At 50.7% G+C, this 20,135-nt stretch carries 16 protein-coding genes and 1 tRNA gene; 4 read left to right on the forward strand and 13 right to left on the reverse strand.

The window, feature by feature from the left end:
* Nucleotides 1-23 precede the first annotated feature (23 nt).
* Nucleotides 24-1,223 carry an acetyl-CoA C-acyltransferase gene (locus AC5FXQ_RS07500; RefSeq protein ID WP_493601863.1) on the reverse strand — a complete coding sequence of 400 codons (1,200 nt, stop codon included), beginning with the start codon at nucleotides 1,221-1,223 and terminating at the stop codon, nucleotides 24-26.
* A gap of 64 nt (nucleotides 1,224-1,287) precedes the next feature.
* Here AC5FXQ_RS07500 and AC5FXQ_RS07505 point away from each other — a divergent pair, with 64 nt between their 5' ends.
* A complete protein-coding gene (locus tag AC5FXQ_RS07505; RefSeq protein WP_493601864.1) occupies nucleotides 1,288-1,785 on the forward strand; it encodes a DUF4293 domain-containing protein in 498 nt (165 codons plus the stop codon).
* Nucleotides 1,786-1,986: 201 nt separating this feature from the next.
* Here the strand turns inward: AC5FXQ_RS07505 and AC5FXQ_RS07510 are convergent, their stop codons facing one another.
* From AC5FXQ_RS07510 to AC5FXQ_RS07520, 3 genes are all read right to left on the reverse strand, one after another.
* Nucleotides 1,987-3,309 (reverse strand): PepSY-associated TM helix domain-containing protein, encoded by a 1,323-nt coding sequence (locus tag AC5FXQ_RS07510; protein ID WP_493601865.1) that lies wholly within the window; start codon nucleotides 3,307-3,309, stop codon nucleotides 1,987-1,989.
* Between the two features lie 75 nt (nucleotides 3,310-3,384).
* Nucleotides 3,385-4,902 (reverse strand): SusD/RagB family nutrient-binding outer membrane lipoprotein, encoded by a 1,518-nt coding sequence (locus AC5FXQ_RS07515; protein ID WP_493601866.1) that lies wholly within the window; start codon nucleotides 4,900-4,902, stop codon nucleotides 3,385-3,387.
* Nucleotides 4,903-4,928: 26 nt separating this feature from the next.
* Nucleotides 4,929-7,940, reverse strand: a complete 3,012-nt coding sequence (locus AC5FXQ_RS07520; RefSeq protein ID WP_493601867.1) for a SusC/RagA family TonB-linked outer membrane protein — start codon at nucleotides 7,938-7,940, stop codon at nucleotides 4,929-4,931.
* A 220-nt stretch (nucleotides 7,941-8,160) separates the two neighbouring features.
* Here AC5FXQ_RS07520 and AC5FXQ_RS07525 point away from each other — a divergent pair, with 220 nt between their 5' ends.
* Nucleotides 8,161-9,153, forward strand: coding sequence for a helix-turn-helix transcriptional regulator (locus AC5FXQ_RS07525; RefSeq protein WP_493601868.1), 993 nt, complete (start codon nucleotides 8,161-8,163; stop codon nucleotides 9,151-9,153).
* A 204-nt stretch (nucleotides 9,154-9,357) separates the two neighbouring features.
* Here the strand turns inward: AC5FXQ_RS07525 and AC5FXQ_RS07530 are convergent, their stop codons facing one another.
* The 5 genes from AC5FXQ_RS07530 to AC5FXQ_RS07550 form a co-directional block, all read right to left on the reverse strand.
* Nucleotides 9,358-10,098, reverse strand: coding sequence for a proline and serine-rich protein 1 family protein (locus AC5FXQ_RS07530; RefSeq protein ID WP_493601869.1), 741 nt, complete (start codon nucleotides 10,096-10,098; stop codon nucleotides 9,358-9,360).
* Between the two features lie 167 nt (nucleotides 10,099-10,265).
* Complete coding sequence (locus AC5FXQ_RS07535) at nucleotides 10,266-10,970, reverse strand: hypothetical protein (RefSeq protein WP_493601870.1); 705 nt, start codon at nucleotides 10,968-10,970, stop codon at nucleotides 10,266-10,268.
* A 161-nt stretch (nucleotides 10,971-11,131) separates the two neighbouring features.
* Nucleotides 11,132-11,827, reverse strand: a complete 696-nt coding sequence (locus AC5FXQ_RS07540) for a hypothetical protein (protein WP_493601871.1) — start codon at nucleotides 11,825-11,827, stop codon at nucleotides 11,132-11,134.
* Between the two features lie 9 nt (nucleotides 11,828-11,836).
* Nucleotides 11,837-12,538: an outer membrane protein gene (locus AC5FXQ_RS07545; protein WP_493601872.1), complete on the reverse strand. Its 702-nt coding sequence runs from the start codon at nucleotides 12,536-12,538 to the stop codon at nucleotides 11,837-11,839.
* A 174-nt stretch (nucleotides 12,539-12,712) separates the two neighbouring features.
* Nucleotides 12,713-13,882 carry an AIR synthase related protein gene (locus AC5FXQ_RS07550; RefSeq protein WP_493601873.1) on the reverse strand — a complete coding sequence of 390 codons (1,170 nt, stop codon included), beginning with the start codon at nucleotides 13,880-13,882 and terminating at the stop codon, nucleotides 12,713-12,715.
* Between the two features lie 224 nt (nucleotides 13,883-14,106).
* Here AC5FXQ_RS07550 and AC5FXQ_RS07555 point away from each other — a divergent pair, with 224 nt between their 5' ends.
* Complete coding sequence (locus tag AC5FXQ_RS07555) at nucleotides 14,107-14,652, forward strand: outer membrane beta-barrel protein (protein WP_493601874.1); 546 nt, start codon at nucleotides 14,107-14,109, stop codon at nucleotides 14,650-14,652.
* Nucleotides 14,653-14,745: 93 nt separating this feature from the next.
* Here the strand turns inward: AC5FXQ_RS07555 and AC5FXQ_RS07560 are convergent, their stop codons facing one another.
* The 4 genes from AC5FXQ_RS07560 to AC5FXQ_RS07575 form a co-directional block, all read right to left on the reverse strand.
* The gene (locus tag AC5FXQ_RS07560) at nucleotides 14,746-16,692 is read right to left on the reverse strand and encodes a CHU_0125 family OmpA-like outer membrane integrity protein (RefSeq protein ID WP_493601875.1); all 1,947 of its coding nucleotides are present in this window, start codon (nucleotides 16,690-16,692) and stop codon (nucleotides 14,746-14,748) included.
* A gap of 25 nt (nucleotides 16,693-16,717) precedes the next feature.
* Nucleotides 16,718-17,200 (reverse strand): hypothetical protein, encoded by a 483-nt coding sequence (locus AC5FXQ_RS07565; RefSeq protein WP_493601876.1) that lies wholly within the window; start codon nucleotides 17,198-17,200, stop codon nucleotides 16,718-16,720.
* A gap of 168 nt (nucleotides 17,201-17,368) precedes the next feature.
* Nucleotides 17,369-18,187 (reverse strand): (Fe-S)-binding protein, encoded by an 819-nt coding sequence (locus AC5FXQ_RS07570; RefSeq protein ID WP_493601877.1) that lies wholly within the window; start codon nucleotides 18,185-18,187, stop codon nucleotides 17,369-17,371.
* Between the two features lie 163 nt (nucleotides 18,188-18,350).
* The gene (locus AC5FXQ_RS07575) at nucleotides 18,351-19,724 is read right to left on the reverse strand and encodes a 4Fe-4S dicluster domain-containing protein (protein WP_493601878.1); all 1,374 of its coding nucleotides are present in this window, start codon (nucleotides 19,722-19,724) and stop codon (nucleotides 18,351-18,353) included.
* A gap of 168 nt (nucleotides 19,725-19,892) precedes the next feature.
* On the opposite strand from AC5FXQ_RS07575, the gene AC5FXQ_RS07580 reads away from it, so the two are divergent.
* Nucleotides 19,893-19,968: transfer RNA gene (locus tag AC5FXQ_RS07580), tRNA-Phe, on the forward strand.
* Nucleotides 19,969-20,135 lie beyond the last annotated feature (167 nt).

Raw genomic sequence — 20,135 nt, forward strand, 5'->3', positions numbered from 1 at the left:
TTTAGTAAGAGTATGTACTTTTATTACAGTTTCTCGTAAATCACCGCCGCGCCTTGCCCTACACCTACGCACATGGTAGCCAGGCCATAGCGCACATTGTCGCGCCGCTTCATTTCGTGCAGTAAAGTGGCCGAAATGCGGGTGCCGCTGGCACCCAGCGGGTGACCGATGGCAATGGAGCCGCCGTTCACGTTCACGATATCCGGATTGATGCCCAGCTCCTGCACGCAAGGTATAGCCTGTGCTGCGAATGCCTCGTTTATTTCCGCCAGACCGATATCGTTGATGGTAAGACCAGCACGTTTCAGCGCTTTCAGGGTAGCCGGTACAGGGCCCATACCCATGTGAGAAGGCTCTACGCCCGCCACTGCTGCCGACACTACACGGGCCATTGGCTTCAGGTCATACCTTTTCACGATCTCCTCGCTCACGATCAGGGAAGCAGCTGCCCCGTCGTTTATACCTGAGGCGTTGCCTGCCGTTACGGAACCGCCTTTTTTGAAAGCTGCTCCCAGTGTGCCCAGTTTCTCAATGGAGGAAAGTCGTGGGTGCTCATCAGTGTCAAAGATGATCGGATCGCCTTTGCGCTGCGGCACAGGCACAGGTATGATCTCGTTTTTGAACTTGCCGGCCTCAGCAGCTGCCTTGTACTTGAGCTGGGAACTGTGCGCAAACTCGTCCTGTGCTTCACGTGAAACACCGTAGCGCTCGGCTACATTCTCGGCCGTCTCACCCATTGCAAAAGGATAGTGCAGCGCAGAAAGTTTTTCATTTGTAAAGCGCCAGCCGATAGTCGTATCGTATATTTCTGCAGTGCGGGCAAAAGCCGTTTCCGCTTTAGCCATTACGAAAGGCGCACGGGTCATGCTCTCCACGCCACCGGCCAGGTATACTTCACCGTCACCACACTTAATAGCTCGCGAAGCATCGATGATGGACTGCAGACCAGAGGCGCAAAGGCGGTTCACGGTCACACCGCCAATCTCCTGCGGCAGCCCCGCCAGCAGTAGCGCCATACGGGCCACGTTGCGATTGTCTTCACCAGCCTGGTTGGCCGCACCCAATACCACGTCCTCAATCAGGCTCGGGTCCAGCTGCGGATTACGGGCCATTAACTCTTTCAGAATAAAGGCTGCCAGGTCGTCCGGGCGCACGCTGCTGAGGGCGCCAGTATACTTGCCAACAGGTGTTCTTACGATATCAATTATATATGCTGTGCTCATCAATTTTTGTTTTACAGGTCTTTGCCTAATTTTGCATCTCTTTGCAAGTTAAATTAACCCCTTTATGATACAAAGAATTCAAACCGTATTTCTGGCGCTCATCGTGATCGCGATGGTGTCCTTGCTGTTTTTGCCGCTGTGGTCAAAAGTAGACGCCGTGTCTGGTGAAGAAGTTGTACTGACTGCCTGGAACCTGTTTTTCCAGAGCGTGAACGAACAAGGTGAAGCCACACAGGCTGGCGCTCAGACAGGTACCAGTACCATCGCCATAGGTATATTGGCCATCGTGGCGGCAGGTATAGCCCTGTACGAAATCTTCCAGTACAAGAGCCGTATCACGCAGATGAAGTTCGGCCTGATCAACACGCTGGTACTGGTAGCGCTGTTCGGTACGTCATTTTACTATGCCAATTATGTAGGAAACGTTATGGTTTCTGGTAACGAGGGCACCTACGAAGCTGGCTTCTACATGCCGGTGCTGGCACTGCTGCTTAATGCCCTGGCCAACCGCTTCATCAAAAAAGACGAGGACCTGGTTCGCTCTGTAGACAGGCTGCGCTAAGGTATAGCAAGCTCTAACAGAAAAGGCTTCTCCTGATCGGAGAAGCCTTTTCTGTTTTTAGACTAAGCATGAAGTAGTAACATCCATTGTCGTTTCGAATGCAATGAGAAATCTGGAATAGCCTGGAAACCATTACAAAACTCAGATTTCTCACTAGCGTTCGAAATGACAGGGAAATGTATACCCAAAGCTAATTATTTACTAGGCCGCTGCTCTCTTCGCAACAGGCACAGTGCCGCGCTTCGACTTCTTACGCAGCTTGTTGATCCAGATGATCGTGCCGGTTACAGGCAAGCTGGTAGCCACAAGGCAGGCGATGAAGTAAAGAATCTTCGAGAAAGTACCGTACACGTTCCCCACGTGCAGCGGCTTGATAGACGAAGTAATTTTTTCGTTGAAGGCCTTGTCTGCGAATATATCAGCCTTCAGCACCTCGCCGCTGTACTGGTCAAGCTGCAGCCTGTCTGAAGCCGCCGGAGCAAAGAAACCAACCTTGTTCTTGTTGATCGAAACAGTAGCGGCTGAGTCAGTTGACAACGAAATGCGGTAGTCGCCTTTGTAAGGCAGTACCTGATCGGCCGACTTTACGTAGTCCGCAATCGTCAGTGTAGCGGCCTGCGACAGGTCAGCCGGCACCTTTGAAAAGAGCGGCTCTTCTTTGCGGTCTTTCTGCTGCTCTACACCCAGCACTTTAAAGAAACCCTCCTTGTACCACTCAAAAGACCAGGTAAGGCCTGTGAGCGACATCACCAGCAACAGGAACGAGGAGTAGAAGCCAAGCGAGTTGTGCAGGTCGTGGTTGATGCGCTTCCAGTTGCCGCTCCACTTAACCTTGAGGCCCTGACGCCAGTTCTTTACTTTCTGTGGGAACCAGATCACTAGACCACTGATAATGATCAGCGTGAAGATCACCGTTGCCCAACCTACGATCGGGCGGCCCACCTCGGTGTCGAGCAGGAGCCAACGGTGCAGACGGAACATCGACATGAAGAACTCTGAGGCAGGCCCGTCAGTAGTGCCCAATATTGCACCTGTATATGGGTTTACCAGGTAATTGGTACCACGGTCACGTCCACCTCCGGGACCACCTTTACCTCCCGGTCCGCCACCGGCAGGACCGCCCTTGGCTACAGCGCTTTCAGGGCCTTTCTTACCTTCAGCAGCTTTCTCGCGACCGCCTTTTCCTTCACCACGGCCTTCTTGTCCGCCCTCTTTCTTCACGTTCAAGGTATAGCTACGGCTGGCATCGGCAGGCATGGTAATAGCACTTACCTTACCGCCTGTTTCGGCTGCTACTTTTGCCATGATCGCCTCCGCTGCCAGGGGCGTTGCGCCTTCCTCTACCTGCACGGTAAACTTTTCGGGCTCCAGCATTTCCTGTATCTCCGTGCTGAAGGTATAGATCGTGCCGCTCAGGCAGACCACAAACAGAATGATACCGCTCGCTATACCCATCCACAAGTGGAGGTCGTTGAACAGCTTGCGTACCCTTTGCCAGGTCGATGGTTGTTGATTTTTTTTCATGATGAGAGATTAGCTAAAAACCTCCTCCGCTTCTTGAGCGAAGGAGGGTAGGTACTGGTTCTATTTTCAATCTACTTACTTATTCCAAAATACTCTTGAGCGGAAAGGGTCTATCGCACCCTGTTTGGCTACTTCTTCGCTGTTGGTGTATACCTCCGACTGTCGGTAAGTCAGTCTACGCGGTCTGAAATCCGGGTCGGCCGAAGGGCTCTGCAGCGATTGCGGCAGCCTGCTCAGGTAGCCCAGCCTTCTGAAATCATTCCAGGCCTCCATGCTGCTGATGCTGTTCAACGCCAGCCACTTCTGCTCTATGATACGCTCTATTTTATCAGATGCCAAAGCAAAGTTAACAGATGGCTGCGCATTGTAAGCGATAAAATCAGCGGTTGGCACATTCATGTACTTAAATGACTCTTTGATGGCTTCTTCATAGTGTGTCTGTGCTCCGGTTAGCCAGCCTCTCTCTGCTGCTTCGGCTTGCAGAAACAGGCTCTCGAAGGAAGACAGAAGCACGGATGGCTGCTGCGCATTTTTCAGCAAACCCGCCGGCTGGTTTCCGTTTTCGTTTGGTCCTAGCAAAGCAGAAGTCTTTGCCATGGTAAAATCGGCACTCGTTGCTCCCAGCGGCACGCCCACGTAGTCCCCATTCACATTGCGATATAGTTTAGGCAGGCGCGGGTCGTTGCGCTCCTTGTACTGCTGCACCAGGTATGCTGTCGGGCGCAGCGTGTTGTAGCCAGTGGTCAGGGCGCCTGCTGGATTCCTGTAGTAAGCTTCCCAGAAAGGATTCTGCATACCTGCCGTAATCTGGTAGCCAGGGTTCACCAGTGCGCTCTCGCCTGCACCCAGGAAGCCGCTTCCCTCCTGCCTGATCTTGGCCAACTCATCGTTGATGTAGCCTTCTCTTCCAGCCTCAGACTGGCGGAGCAGTGCTCTCAGCTTGATGGTGTTGGCAAATTTTATCCAGAGCGTCAGGTTGCCTTTGAAGATCACGTCGTCAGACACCGGCTTTTTGGATAAGGCAGGAGCTGCCTTGATGTCCTGTATACCTGCTGTGATTAGGTTCATGGCCCCCTCGTACACTGCCTGACCGTCTTCGTATTTAGGCGTCACGTTGGTGCTGCCCTGCAGCGCATCCGAGAAAGGCACGTTGTTGTAGAGGTCCACCAGGCGCATAAAGTGCCAGCCCTGCATGATCTTCGCTATACCTACATAAGCCAGATCGCCGGTGGCAGTGGCACTGTTTTCGATGTCTTTGTAGTTTACCAGCGTGGTATAGCTGTCTTCCCAGATCGGGCGGCCGTCGCGGTCAAAAGACATAGCTTCGACGCCGTACGTTTCTTCCAGTCTGAAAAGCGAAGTGTTTACCGGGCCGTCCGTGGCTTTGGCCCAGTAGCCCACCCACACGGCACCCAGCTGGTTCAAGGCGCCTGTTTCGAGATTCACAGTCTTCACAAGCGCATTAGGCAATTTCTGTTCCACCGGTACATCGACCGGCGCATTGGGGTTCACGTTTGTGTCCAGGAAGCTGTCGCAGGCGGTAAAAATGGTGCCTGCTAAGGCTGTCAGGAGAAAGGTTAACAGTTTTTTCATATCACTAAGGATGAAGAATAAAGTTTTTAGAATGCCACATTTAGGTTGAAACCAAACGAACGGGTTGGTGGCAAGTGTCGCCAGCTCATGTAGCCCTCGCTGCTTCCGCCGGCATAAACAAATTCCGGATCGTTGTAAATGTTGTCTTTAGCCCAGATAGAGAACAGGTTGCGTCCTACAAAGCCGATGGTCGCCTCCTTCACCAGGTTCTGACCATCCAGCCAGTTGGTTGGCAAGGTGTAGCTCAGGCTCAGCTCTCTCATTTTGAAGAAGTCGGCACTTACGGCATAGTTCGACTGCACTGTAGCATAATGATTTGCCCAGTAATTGCGGTCACCTTTGGTCTGTATCTCGGTGTTTGGTGTGAACACGCCCGGAGAGGTTTCGATCACTGAGTTCGGAATCACGAATGGCTCACGGCCATACTGTGTGGTAAGCGGGCTGGTACCGTCTGAAATCATGCGGGCGGCTGCCTCCGTGTATACCACGGCGCCCATACGCCAGTCGAACTGCGCGCCCAGCTGCAGGCCTTTGTATTGCAGGGTGGTGTTGAGGCCGATCTGATAAGGCGGCGTACCAGTGCCGCCGTAGTAAAGCTCTGAGCCACTTACCGGGTTACCGGTGGTCGGGTCTACAATGATTCTGCCTTGCGGGTCACGCTTGTAGTCGGTGAAGAGGTAGCTGTTGTAAGGCTTGCCCACGATCAGGTAGTTCTGGCGGAAGTGGAACAGCTGGTCAATGCCGCCGTAGATCTCCTCCACCTTGCTCTGGATGTGCGTCAGGTTGGCGCCCACGTTCCATACCAGGTGACCACGTTGGATCACATCACCGTTCAGGTTAAGCTCTACGATCTTGTTGCTTGCTTTGAATGCATTCACCCAGGCCGAAGTAAAGCCAGATCCGGCAGAAATATCGGCCAGAATAGTACCGTCTGTGGTCCTGGCATCCACATAGGCTGCCTCCAGGTTCAGGCGGTTCTGGAAAAAGCTCAGCTGCGTACCCACTTCAAACGAGGTCACAAACTCAGGCTTCAGGTTCGGGTTGGCATCAGAAGTGCCCAGGCTAAACCCTGGCAGGTTACCGTACGGGAAGCCGTTGCTTTGGCTGTACACATTCTGCAGCTGGTAAGGATCCACCACTACGTTGCCGGTCTTGTTGTAAGAGGCGTATACCTTGCCGTAGGATAGCATACTGTTGTTTCGGAGCGAAGAGATGGCATCGCTGAACACAAAAGAAGAACTCACGCCTGGATAGAAGTAGTTGCGGTTTTCAGGGCTCAGCACTGACACGGCCTCCTGGCGGCCGGTTAAGGTCAGGAACAGGTAATTGTTGTAGCCGGCTGTAAATTCTCCGAAGCCTGCCACTTGTCTTCTCTGGCTGATACTGGACTTACCGCCCAACTGCCCTGTGCGGTTGTCTTGGTTAAACAAGCCCGGCACTACCAGCGCCGAGGCGCTCAGGTTAACAGATTTGCTGTCGTCGGTGCGTACGTTGTTGCCCAACAGCAGGCGTGTGCTGAACTTACCGAAGTCCTTGTGCAGGTCAAGAATGAAATCGCTGTTGATTCTTCTGAACGTCTGGGAAGCATCGTTCACGCTGCCCGGGATGTTCGTGCGGCCCGGGGTGGTGTAAGTAAACTTGCCCACCGTGGTGCGGATGTCGTTGTTGCGGTTATAAACGCCCAAGCGGTAGATGGCACTGATCCAGGGAGCAATTTCATAGTTCAGCTCAATATTCCCAGTCAGCGTCTGCTGCTCATTTACTGTGCGCTGGTTGGCGGCGTTGAAGAACGGATTGGGCTGGTTGGTGCTGAACCAGTAGTTCGGGTTCACAAACAGGTTATTCTCCCAGTCTTTCAGGTCGGCGAAAGGAAGGCTGGCTGGCAGACGGTATACGGTGGACCAAGGCTCGCTTTGCGTTACATCGCTCTTATTAAACACGTAGTTGACGTTGTAGCTGGTGCTCAGCTTGCCAAACGAGCGCGAGCCGTTAAAGCGGGCGCCTGAGCGTCTGTTCTTGTCTCCTTCGATGATGCCCTTTACCAGTACATCCTGCAGCGAGAAGTAATAGGTGGATCGGTCGTCGCCGCCTGAAAAGGACAGGTCGTTCTGCGTTGTGATACCGGTATTGAAGAAAGCCTTTCTGCCATCCGGGTTGGCGCTGTAAGGCAGCTGCCACTGGCTACCGTCTGGCAGCTCGGGTCCTACTGGTCGCACTTCACCATCAAAACGAGGTCCCCAGGACTGGTACTGCAGTGGGTCATAAATGCCGTTCAGGCCCTGCCCAAATTCTGTTTGCTGCTCTGGCAGGCGGGTAATCTTCTCCAAAGTGGTGGTGTTAGAGAAATTGATCGTCTGCATACCTGCACGCCCCTTCTTAGTGGTGATCATCAGCACACCGTTTACCCCGTCAGAACCGTACACAGCTGCGGCGTTTGCACCCTTCAGCACGTTGATGCACTCGATATCGTTCGGGTTCAGACGGTTGATGTCAGGTATAGGCACACCGTCTACTACATAAAGCGGCGCATTATTGCCCGTGTGGGAGCGTATACCGCGCAGGTTCACCTGCACATCCGGGTCTACCTTGCTGTCGAACATGTTGATGCGTAGCCCCGACACCTTACTGGCCAATCCAAGTATTGGGTTCACGATCTTGCCCTGGTTCAGTTCAGCGGAGTTGACTTGCGCACTGGCCGTGCCCAGTTCACGGGCAGGACGCTTTATACCCAGGGCACCTGTTACCACTACTTCTGACAACTGGGTGTTGCCAGACTGCAGTTGTACCTGCATGGAGCCCGCATCACCGTTTACAGGAAGCTCACGGGAAGCAAAGCCAATGTATGAGAACACCAGCACCTGCCCTTCGGCGGCCTTCAGTTTAAACTCGCCTTCACTATTTGTTGTAGTGGCCTGGTTTGTGTCTTTTACGCGTACTGTCACACCAGGCAGGGCATTGCCTGTGGTTTGTTCTACTACCTGCCCGAGCACGTGAAGCTCTTGAGCTTGTGCTCCTATGGTGGTTGCTAGTAAGAGCATACACAGCAGTAAATTTTTTAACATGTCTTATTTGAGCTGAGGTTAACAATTGGTTGCGGACTCTTTGGAAGTTGTTTTCATCACTTCCGTTGATGCCAGATAAATTTATCAAATGCTATTTAGAAATAGTCTAAATAAACTTAACTTGCGCAAAAGTATAACCTGCAGAGCACTTCCTATTACACGTGCGGGAATTCTTATATCATATAAGGGAATAAATATGGAGCAAGATGTAAGCACTTCCGGACCAGAGCATGAGGCTTATTATCACACCTTGTTTAGTGGTGCTGATGATGAGCTGGTAGAAAAGCAACAAGCATTCTCTACCAAAAGCTGCTGTGAGGGGAGCGGCCATATCCGCGAGTTCTACTTTCAGGATATCTACTTCGGGCATACCCAGTGTGAGTTGAAAGGTATAAAAGTATTGACCTACCAGCACTGCCAGGATTTTGTGCAGATGCACTTCTCGCTGCGCTGCCGTTGTGCTGTTACCTCTACCACAGATAACCGGATCTTTGCCCGCTTCGACCATCAGCAGCATAATCTGCTCTACTTTGGCGATCAGCCTGTACAGAAAAAGGTAGAGCCGGAGGAGCAACTGGAGGTTATCATCATCAATCTTTCCAAGGCTTTTCTGCTGCGCTACCTCAAGGACAACTCACCTGCAGCACTGCAGTTGCGGGAGTGTCTGATTTCGCTCAGACCTGGCAAACTCTGTAAGACGAATCTTTCTATTACTCCCCGGGTTAGAGCACTACTTCATGAGCTTCTCAATTGCCCTTATGCAGGTCATTACAAGCGCATGTTTCTGGAGGCCAAAGTGGTGGAGATTCTGATGCTGCAATTGGAACAGGGCGAACAGGAGAGCGCTATCCCGGTGCAGCTTAAGATGAAGGAGTCGGATGTGGAGAAGATGTACCATGCCCGCGACATCCTGCTGCAGAACCTGGAGAGCCCACACTCGCTGGTAGACCTTGCGCACTTGGTGGGCACTAACGAGTATTACCTCAAGAAACACTTCAAGCAGGTGTTCGGCACTACTGTATTTGGCTACCTGAACGATTACCGAATGGAACAGGCCAAGCAGCTGCTCTTGCAAGGCGATCTTAAGATTGGGGATATTGCGACTACTTTGGGCTATAAATATGCTGCGCACTTCACGTCTGCTTTTAAGAAGCACTTTGGTTACCTGCCACAGCAGCTCAAAAGCTAAATAGCTTTGACTATACCTGCAGTTGTAAACACCCCTCTTGCTCCCCTCAAGGGAAGAACCCCTGCTATAAATTCGATAGGTGCATCACTCGTTTGAGACCCGCTATACCTTAACAAAAAAAGAGCAGCGCAGGTATAACCCGCGCTGCTCCCAACACAAACATTAACTTTCTAACTCTTAAAATCTCTAACGCCTAAACTTGCTTCACCTTCTCCGGCTGGTATAGTCCTCCAGTTCCCGCACGTGGTGGTCAAACTTGAAGATGTCATAGATATAGTAGAAGCGCTCTTTGTCGCACACATTATCATAGGCGAACTTGGCAAACTCCAGCCGGGTGCTCTCAAACTCAAATTGCAACAGCACGTTGCGCAGGTCCTCTGAGAGGATGCTGCCATTGCGCACCGCCTCACGGGCGATGGTGAGGCGTGTGCTCTCAAAGTCACGCCCTTTCATGGCATCGATCAAACGGTCCACGTCATAGCGATCCAGCAGGTTGCGGCAAGCGTTGACAGGCTCTTCGTAGCGCGGCGGCACCGGCTGCTCGTAGCGCGGCGGAACGGGCTCATACCTGTCGGGGTAGCGCGGTGGCGGTGGCACGACCACTACGGGCGGCGGACCCAGTGGTATTTCGCTGATTACCCGCAGACTTACTTTTCTACCGGATACCCGCACGGCATAGTTTGTTTCGAAACCAGCGCGGGCCAGCACGTTTATACCTGTTCTATAAATGCCATGGCGGCCTCTTATCCGGAACTCCACATAGTGGTTGCCGGGCCGCAGGTGCGTAATTCGCACAAAGTTGGAAGCTGTACGGTTGATCACGCGCCCATCCAGCGCCATCTGGAACAGTTCGCCCCGGTGGGTGGTAAAGGTCACGACAGTAGGCTGTGCAAAAGCGGGCAGCGCCAGCAGCACAAACAAGAGCGGAAGTAGAAGCTTTTTCATGGCTTATAGGTTTTAGCGTATACTTTCGCCAAGCCAATTATTGTGCCAGTTTGTGGAACTAAAGTGTGGTGAGGTTTGTCTGCGGGGATTTGTTGAATTGCAGGTATAGGTATAAGAAAAAACCACAGGTGTCATGCCTGTGGTTTTTTCTAGATGTTCTAATGCGACTACTTGAGTTTATAGTTTAAGCCTATACCTACTGATATAGGTCTTTGATTATGTAATGTTCCTCGGGTATGAAGATTTTTATAGAATATCATTCCATCCACAAAACCATCAAGCCGGGAGCTCATCTTATAATTTAATGTTAGGCCACCTGTTGCCACTACATTAAACGCCGATGCTTCTTCATTATATAGTTCTGTTGAATTCCCTTCAATACTCTCAGTAGCGCTTGCTTTAATGCGACCAAAAGTTGGAGCAAGAGTCGCATTGGCATAAAGCTGCAACTTCCTGTGAGGGTTAAAAGGTGTGAACTTTAATGTGACGGGAACAACCAGTGCCTTCATATTTTGGGTTTTCTGCACTTCGTAAATTTCATCAGCCGAAACATACCTTGTGGTGGACAATGTTGATGCATTCGCACCATACCCTAACCCAGCTTGTAGGGTCGCTCTCCTGCTTAAGGTATATCCATAATGTATGGTTAAGAATGGAGTAACTCCCGCTATATACTCATACTTTGGCTTGCCGATTAAGTAATAACCCGTGGTACTCAATCCAACTCCTATGAAGGATTTAGATGCTGAGGTCTCATTTTCAGAGCTTTGCCCAAAAATAGGAAGTGCTATTGTAAGAGATAAGATAAATAAAAAGAGTGACCGACTTAGAACCCCACACCGTATGGGAGAGGTCAAAGATTTTGTTTTCATAAAGGGGTTTTCAGTTTCATATAATCGGCACAATATATAGTAAAATCCAACTCAATGAAAATTACCTCTAAGAATTTTAACACAGGATAGACCACGTTAATGTATCTTAAACAGAACCACTGTTGATATACCTGTGGTTATTAACAAAGCCCACTCCTTGCCTACAACTGATAATTTACCCCAAAAGCAAACGATCTGAAAAGGCGACGTCCCCAAGGAGAATATGCTTCCCAGTCATAATCAAAAGAGTTATTCCCTATCAGGTTCCTTTTAAAAAGGAACAGCTCTGTGTAGCCCCTGAAGCGTTTGCTGATTTTGTAGTTAACCCCTAAACCAGCCATCAGGAAAATATTTATACCTGCATCCTGCATGTGTCCTGTCGTTGCCTCGCCATGCAGGATCTCAGTTACCCTTCCATTCGTTCTTCCAAAAGCCGTTATAGCGGAGACTGTTCCGTAGAAAGGAATTCGGGTGTAACGCTTGAATAAATCTACCTGTATAGTAACAGGCACCGCCAGCACATGGGTACGTGTGTCTGCTCGAATCTGCAAGGTATCGTCATCTCGATAATTAGGCGACCAATATGTGTCGCTTCTACTGCGTCCGTAGGCTAGACCGCTTTGCACTCTTACCGTACTGCTCGCCTTATAACCCACATTCAAAAATATAGGCGTGAAGTATCCTGTAGCACCATACAATACAGTGGGATTCTTGTAATAGATGTGGTAGGTGATGGTGGTTAACCCTATACCTGCGTAAAACTTGCTTTCGCTTATTTTAGCTGTATCTCCTTCACTAGCTATGACCGGAGATGAAAGCGTCAGGTATAGTGCTAATAATGTTAAGTATGTTTTCATAAGGGCTGATTATCTTTCCGAACCAAGCTTGTAATTCACACCTATACCTACTGACTTATAGAAATGCAGAAGCCCTGTAAATCCCTGATCCCAGTCATGAAAGAAGGAGTTTCTGCCCGTCAGGTTATGTTTTAGGGCATGGTACTCTACATGCCCGTAAAGGCGCGGGCTTATTTTATAATTAACCCCGATACCAGCCGTCATAAACGTGTTGATTCCTTGGTCTGTAATCTTAATTACCTCTACTTCGACTCCGTTTTCTGACTGAGAGTATTCCGTCTGCGATATACCGTAGGCAGGCATCAGCGTGCCGGTAACATACAGCGGAAATTGCTTTGCAACTTTGAACATGACATGTTGCAGCGTTACGGGCAGTGCGATAACATGTGTGCGGGAAGAGGCTGTGTGAAACACTTTGTTGTCAGGCGTCAAAATATATCTCTCTGAACTGCCGCCATAAGCCAGGCCCGCCTGCACCCGCATGTTCCTGCCGAAATTGTAGCCTAGGTATAAAGAAAGCGGAGCAAAGTAGCCAGAACTAATAATATCTTGGGCTTTCGAATCTTTGTAATAGATGTGATGCGATACAGTGCTAAAACTTATACCTGCATAGAGTCTGTCATACCTGACTATAGCTGTATCCTCGATGTTGGCGAAGGCAAAGAAAGGGGTAAGTAAGCAGATCCATAGAAGAGTAAAGCATGTTTTCATATAGGTATAGCGCAAGAATCACATTCTTAATATATAACTATATTTTGAACAAATTAGTCTATCTCCAAATTTTATTCTAGCCTATTTTTTAAAAACGCTAATTGTTGTCCCTATAAAACAGAAAACCACAGGCGTTATACCTGTGGTTTCTCTTTATAAAGCTTATCTGATTTTCTACCCTTCGTAATAAAACGTCCCCTTATCGCTCTTGATTGTAAGTTCATTTCGCTCGCTGGCTTCTACACGACCCACAACCTGCGCGTCCACGCCGAATGATTTGGAGATATCAATCAGGCTCTGGGCGTGTTGCTCCGGCAGGTATATCTCGAGGCGGTGGCCCATGTTGAAGACCTTGTACATTTCCTTCCAGTCGGTGTGGCTCTGCTCCTGTATGATGCGGAACAGTGGCGGCACCGGGAAGAGATTGTCTTTGATGATGTGCACCTTATCGGTGAAGTGCAACACTTTGGTTTGGGCGCCACCGCTGCAGTGCACCATGCCGTGTATATGCGGACGGTGCTGCTCCAGGATGGCTTTCACGATAGGCGCATAGGTACGCGTTGGCGACAGCACCAGTTTGCCCACTTCCATACCTGTTTCCGGCTCTACATCGGTGAGGCGGTAGTTGCCAGAGTACACCAGGTCTTTTGGCAGTTCCGGGTCATAACTCTCCGGGTAAGAGGCCGAAAGGTAAGAATGGAACACATCGTGGCGGGCGGAGGTAAGGCCGTTGCTGCCCATGCCGCCGTTGTACTCCGTTTCGTAAGTCGCCTGCCCGTGCGAGGCAAATCCCACAATCACATCGCCGGCTTGTATGTTGTCGTTCGAGATCACTTCGTCGCGGCGCATGCGGGCGGTCACGGTACTATCTACGATGATGGTGCGCACCAGGTCGCCTACGTCGGCTGTTTCACCCCCGGTACTGTAAATTCCGATACCGTTGTCGCGGAGCATCTGCAGCACTTCTTCGGTGCCGTTGATGATAGCGCCAATCACTTCGCCAGGTATCAGATTTTTGTTGCGGCCGATGGTGGAAGAGAGCAGGATGTTATCCGTTGTACCCACGCACAGCAGGTCGTCAGTGTTCATGACCACGGCGTCCTGTGCTATACCTTTCCATACGCTCAGGTCGCCGGTCTCTTTCCAGTACATGTAGGCCAGTGCCGACTTGGTGCCTGCACCATCAGCATGCATGATGGCGCAGTATTCCGGGTCACCGGTGAGGATGTCGGGGATGATCTTGCAGAATGCTTTCGGGAAAAGCCCTTTGTCGATGTTCTTGATGGCGTTGTGTACGTCTTCCTTGGAGGCGGACACGCCACGCCGGAGGTATCTATTTTCCATAGTGCTTGGTCTTACTTGCTCTTACAAATGTAAGAAAAGGCCGCTGTATATACGGCAAAAACAGCGCTTTAAAAAGACAGTAGCGGCAAAATACTCCACAGCTGAGCACTTCGTCATTGCACGTATAGCAAGCTTCAGGTACTGCCTCTCCGAAAAAGTAGCTACCACACCTTGCAACCATCCCAGAATATATTGACTCTTATATATAAACAAACTTAAATTTTATGAAAAAGATACTCTTGATTTTAACCTTCAGCCTGAGCTTTGTTGGTGCAGCACAAGCGCAGCAGGAATCGCAGCAGGCAAAGCCTCAAGCATCAGCACCTTATAATGCAGCTGTCGGATTTCGCTATACTGTAGCAGGCTCAGGTTACACAGACCTTGGCATAACAGCTAAGTACTTTGTCACCGACCAATCAGCCTTGGAAGCTTATGTCATGATACCATCTAACTCAAGTGACTTCCTGGCTTCCCTCAGCTATCTTTGGCAACCGAAATTGTCTTTCTCAGAACGCTTTAGACCCTATGCAGGTGTGGGAGTAGGCGTACTGCGTCATGCAAGCACACGATACCCCATGGATGGAAAAACCTATACCAGCCCCGTAGCATTTGGAACGGTTGGTATAGAGTACCAATTCAAAAAGCTGCCGTTGGCCCTTTCGGTAGATTACCGCACACCACTTTTCACTACCGGAGTGAATGCACCACATTACAACAACAGGAGTCAGATCAGCAACATCGGGGTCGGCCTTAAGTATACCTTCCGCTAGGTATAGCACAGGTATAAAAAAGCATCGGCGGCTACAGTCTAAGACCATAGCCGCCGATGCTTTTTTATGCTTAAAGGTATAGCGCTATACCTGTTACTCCTGTATGCGCACCACCTTAAATTCGGTGCGGCGGTTGCGCTGGTGTTCTTCTTCTGTCTTGGCATTGCGCACCACCGGGCGGCTCTCGCCGTAGCCGCGGGCTGTGATACGTGAGCGATCTATTCCTTTGGAGATGATGTACTCCACGGCAGACTCGGCACGGCGCTGCGACAGGTCCTCGTTATAGACGTCGGAGCCACGGGAGTCAGTATGTGAGCTCAGCTCAATGGAGATGCGCGGATTGTCTTCGAGTATCTGCACTAGCTTATCCAGCTCTTCGGCTGCATCTGGTCTGATGTCGGCTTTGTCGAAGTCGTAGAAGATGTTCTCGAGCACAATGGCTTTCTCTTTCACGATCTCGGTCAGCAGGAGATCAGCAGTCAGTCGCACCTCATTGACTTCGTTCGGCAGCTGGTTCTGCGGCGGCATTTTGCCCACGGTGCTCACACGCTGACGGGCAGCAAAGAAACCGGCTTTCTCAGCTAATAAAGAGTAAGTAGAGGCGCTGTCGAGCGCAAAAGTGAATTTACCATCTTCATCGGCTGTGGTTTCGGCTATTTTCTGTCCCCGGTTATCCTGCAGCACCACCGGTATGTTTGGTACCACGGTCTGCTGCTTGTCTTTGTCGCGTCGCTGGTACACGGTACCGTCCACAAAGAAATTCACCAGCTTGCGTGCTGATCTGGCAATAGCGTAAATATCGTCGCCTCCTTTACCACCTTCGCGGTTAGAGGAGATATAGCCTGTGAAAGCGTCCTGAAAGAAGATACCGAAATCATCGCCGCTGGAGTTAACCGGTACTCCCATGTTTACAGGCTTGCCTTCTTCTATCTTAAAGACATCCAGCCCGCCCAAACCTGGCAGACCATCAGAGGCAATGTATAGTGTGCCATCAGGACCTACGTACACATAACTTTCGTTGCCGGGTGTATTGATGCCCGGACCCAGATTCTCGGGTGCCGAGAAACGTCCGTTGTCGTCGATGGTAGTCTTGTAGATGTCGTTGCCTCCCAATCCGCCGCGGCGGTCAGACGAGAAGTAGAGCGTTCTGCCATCAGGAGCGAAAGCCGGAGAAGAATCCCAGGCACGCGGGTCGCTGATACTCAGTAGTTTCGGTTCAGTCCAGGCATTGGAGCGGTAGAACGAGATGAACAGGTCCACGTTACGGCGGCCTTTTTTGGTGCCTTCGTTGCCACGGGCAAATACCATCGTATTTCCCTCGTCAGCAAAAGTCGCCAGTGCCTCGTGCAGGTCGTCGGTATTTATACCTTCCAGTTTGCGTACAGCGGCCCCCATGTTAGCCGAGTCGCCGAGTGTGGTAGCGTATAGATTGATGAAGCCTTCGCCATTGCCCAGGTATGTTTTGCCCGGTCCGCGGGTAGAGGAGAAAACCAGCTCGTTGCCGCGCACAAAAGGAGCAAAGTCAGAGCCTTCTGTGTTCAGCGCTTCCAGGTTGTAGATCTCAAAGCCTGTGTTCTTCTTCAGAATGGTGCTCAGTTGGCTCAAAGTCTCTACTTCGCGCAGGGCCAGGGTCTTGAGTTCCTGCTTGCTGCCAATGCGGGCGTAATCCTGCATCTGACCCAAGGCAGCCTCGTACTTGCCATTGGCTTTCAGCGCCATGCCATAGTAGAAGAAGCCCTCCTCTTTGCGGTAGTTGTTGTCGAGCGCCGCTTTGTAGTAGGTTTCAGCCTCCGCCAGGCGATTAGACAAACGGTACGACTCAGCTATGCGGTAGTTGATCTCGCCGACATTGTCCGCTCCCTTCAGTGCCTGCTTGTAGTACTCGATGGCCCGCTCATACTGCTCTTCTCCGAAGCGCTTGTCGGCCTTGCTCAGGTACATGCCCGCGCCACAGGAGCTGAGCACCACTGCCAGCAGCAGGATGGCTGCTGTAAACTTCAGGTAATTGGCCACTGACTGTGTCGATAGCGTCTGCTGCATGGGGGTAGGTTCTGGATTAGCGGATCTAAAAATACCTGGAGAGCCAGCTTTGCTGCGCAGGCCGAGGCCAGGCATTTTGCAACTCTCCGAAATTATTTACCAATGTATCAAAATATAAAGTCTGCCCGTCAATCTCGCCGGCTGCCACTCTATTTTTCAGCTCGTTCATACCCACTACCTGCACCGCTCCGTCTTTCAGAAAAGCCAGTCGGGTACGGTCGAAGAACGAAACGCCAAAGTGCTGCTCCAGCTCCCGCACAAAAGCCACGGACTTATCTATAGAACAGCCGCTGGCAGAAGTGACTGTCTCGTTGTTGGCCAGCACCAGAAAGCGGTCGTGCAACAGGCTGGCCGATGCCTGTAGTCCCTTGCCATGACTGCTCCAGTCAGTAGCAAAACGCTCCAGCATTGGTTTTATTTCTTCCTGCTCTGCCGCCGTCAAAGCCCTGTCAGCCTGGTAGATCCAGAGCCGGGCATGCGGTGGCAATTGGTCAAAAGGAATGTACATTTTTTCTTGTTGAATTGTTGGTTGTTAATTGATTTCTTTAAGAGTGAATTGCTGATGATGTTAATACTGAAAAGCTACACCTGTTCTCACATTTTACTCTGTAAAACAGGTACACCAAAATCAATACAGTAAAGCAACAGTCAATAATTATCAATCAACAATCAGGTATTACTTTGAAAGACCCTCTGCTTGCGCGATCAGCTCGGCGATGTCAAAAACTTTTACGCTTTCTTCCTGTTCCTTGTTCTTGACGCCGTCGCTCATCATCACCATGCAGAACGGGCAGGCAGTTGCGATCACACCATTGTTGGTGCCAAGTGTGGCAAGGGCCTCTTCCGTACGCTCGATGTTGATGTCTTTGTTGCCCGGCTCCGGCTCTTTGAACATCTGGGCACCACCGGCACCACAGCAAAGTCCGTTGGCGCGGCTACGCTTCATCTCCACCAGGTCGGCATCAAGTGCGGCCAGTACGTCGCGCGGTGCTTCGTAGATATCGTTGGCGCGGCCCAGGTAGCAGGAGTCGTGGAAGGTAATGCGCTTGCCTTTGAAAGCCTCGCCGCCTTGCACCTTTACTTTGCCCTCGTTGATGAGCTGCTGCAGGAACGTGGAGTGGTGAATCACCTCATAGTTACCGCCCAGGTCCGGATATTCGTTCTTCAGCGTGTTGAAGCAATGCGGACATGCCGTCACGATCTTCTTCACATTGTAAGCGTTGAGCACTTCGATGTTGGTAATGGCCTGCATCTGGAACAGGAATTCGTTACCGGCACGCTTGGCTGGTTCGCCCGTGCAGCTTTCTTCGGTGCCCAATACGGCATATTTTACGCCTACGTGCTCCAAAATCTGCACGAAGGCACGTGTTACACGCTTGTAACGGTCGTCGAACGAACCGGCACAACCAACCCAGAACAGCACTTCCGGCTCCTCGCCATTCGCTGCCATTTCCGCCATGGTTGGCACTTTCACTAGTCTTTTATTCTCTTCCATCTGGTAGGGTATGAATTGTTGATTGTTAATTGATGATTGTTGTTTTTACACTTCCACAGGTTTTGCTATACCTCATCAAAGGCCTTAAGCTTTCCTCAAATCAAGCGTCACAATCAATCATAACAGTCAACATATAAGCAATTAACAATAAGCAATCAGCAATTTAATTCTTCGAAGGCACATACAAGTCCTCAGCCCAGTTAAAGCGGTCGGACGGTGAGAAGGCCCAAGGAGCGCCGTTGTTTTCGATGTTGGTGAACATGGCGTTTACCGAGGCTGGTGCTGCAGACTCTTCGAGCACCAGGTAGCGGCGCAGGTCCATGATCGTAGACAGCTGGTCGATGTTCACCGGGCAGGACTCCACACAGGCGTTGCAGGTGGTACAGGCCCAGAGTTCTTCCGGTGTGATGTAGCCACGCAGCAGGGTTTTCTCGTCGGTGGTCTGCACACGCTCCACACCCAGTTCTTTGTAATGGTTCGGCGCAAAGATTGCCGGATGCTCTCCTTTCTCTTCCATGCGGTCGCGGGTGTCCATCACGATCTTACGCGGCGACAGGAGCTTACCTGTGATGTTGGCCGGGCATACCGAGGTACAGCGACCGCACTCCGTACAAGTATAGGCGTCCATCAGTTGCTTCCAGGTCAGGTCTTCCACGTCTTTAGCACCAAAGCGCTGCACGATCGGGTTGCCCTCAGCGTCCATTTCCGGTGCCGGTGGCTGGTAGCTCGGGTCCAGCATAGCCTTGATCTCGTGCGTGATAGCCGGGTTTGTCGTGAACTTACCTTTTGGCAGCAGCTTGGAGTAGTACACGTTCGGGAAGGCCATGATGATGTGGAAGTGCTTCGAGCTCGGCAGGTAGTTCATGAAGGCCAGGATACCGATGATGTGGAACCACCAGCCTACGCGCTCAATGATGTGCAGGCTAGTCGGGTTGTCGCCAAAGATATTCACAAACATTTGACTGACCGGGTAGCTGCCTGCCACTTCGCCGCCTTCCATCTGTACCAGCTTCAGACCGGCGATGTTAAAGGCAAACAAGGCAAACATCAGTACGATCTCGGTAATGAGGATAAAGTTGGCATCCAGCTTTGGCCAGGCGCGCATTTCCACACCGCTTGCCAGACGAGGAACCTTAGTCACGTTACGTCTCCAGAGGAAAATCACGCAGGCGATAATCACCAGCGCAGCCAATATTTCATTAATGAACATCAAGGCGCTGTAAACCGGCCCCAGGAAAGCAAGCACACGGTGCGTGGCAAACACCCCATCAATCAGGATCTCAATCACCTCGATGTTGATCACCAGGAAACCTACATATACGAACAGGTGCAGCACGGCTGGTAGCATACGCTTGAACATCTTCTGCTGCCCGAAGGCTACCAGTAAAGTTTTATTGATGCGCTCCGACGGATTATCTGTCAGATCGACGTCACGGCCCATCAGGATGTTCTTGCGAATCTTGCGGATCTGCCACACAAACAGGCCAATGCCCAGGCCTGCTACAATCAGGAAGATAATGTTCTCGAGTTGAATCACGGTGAATTATTCGTTATACATACCAATTCGTAGATAAAGATAGCAGAATAGTGAGAATAAACGTATACAAGGCCACTTTTTTAAAATATTTTTGCCCGAAAGTTTGCGTCTTCGATTTTGGTTACTACTTTTGCATACCCTTTCGGAAGAGGGGGCAACAATGGAGCTGGTGATGTAGCTCAGTTGGTAGAGCAATGGACTGAAAATCCATGTGTCGTTGGTTCGATTCCAATCATCACCACCAGCTTAAACCCTTACCCTAACCGGTAAGGGTTTTTTGTTTTTATACCCTTCTCCTTTCTGCTGCCCTACTATACTTCATAATAAGCCGCTGGTTGTCTAAATTATTTTCAGTTTATAATTCTTCCTGCATTTTAGTACCTTAGCTGTTACAACACTTATTGCCACCAT

It is taken from the genome of Pontibacter sp. LHS1, assembly GCF_058932855.1.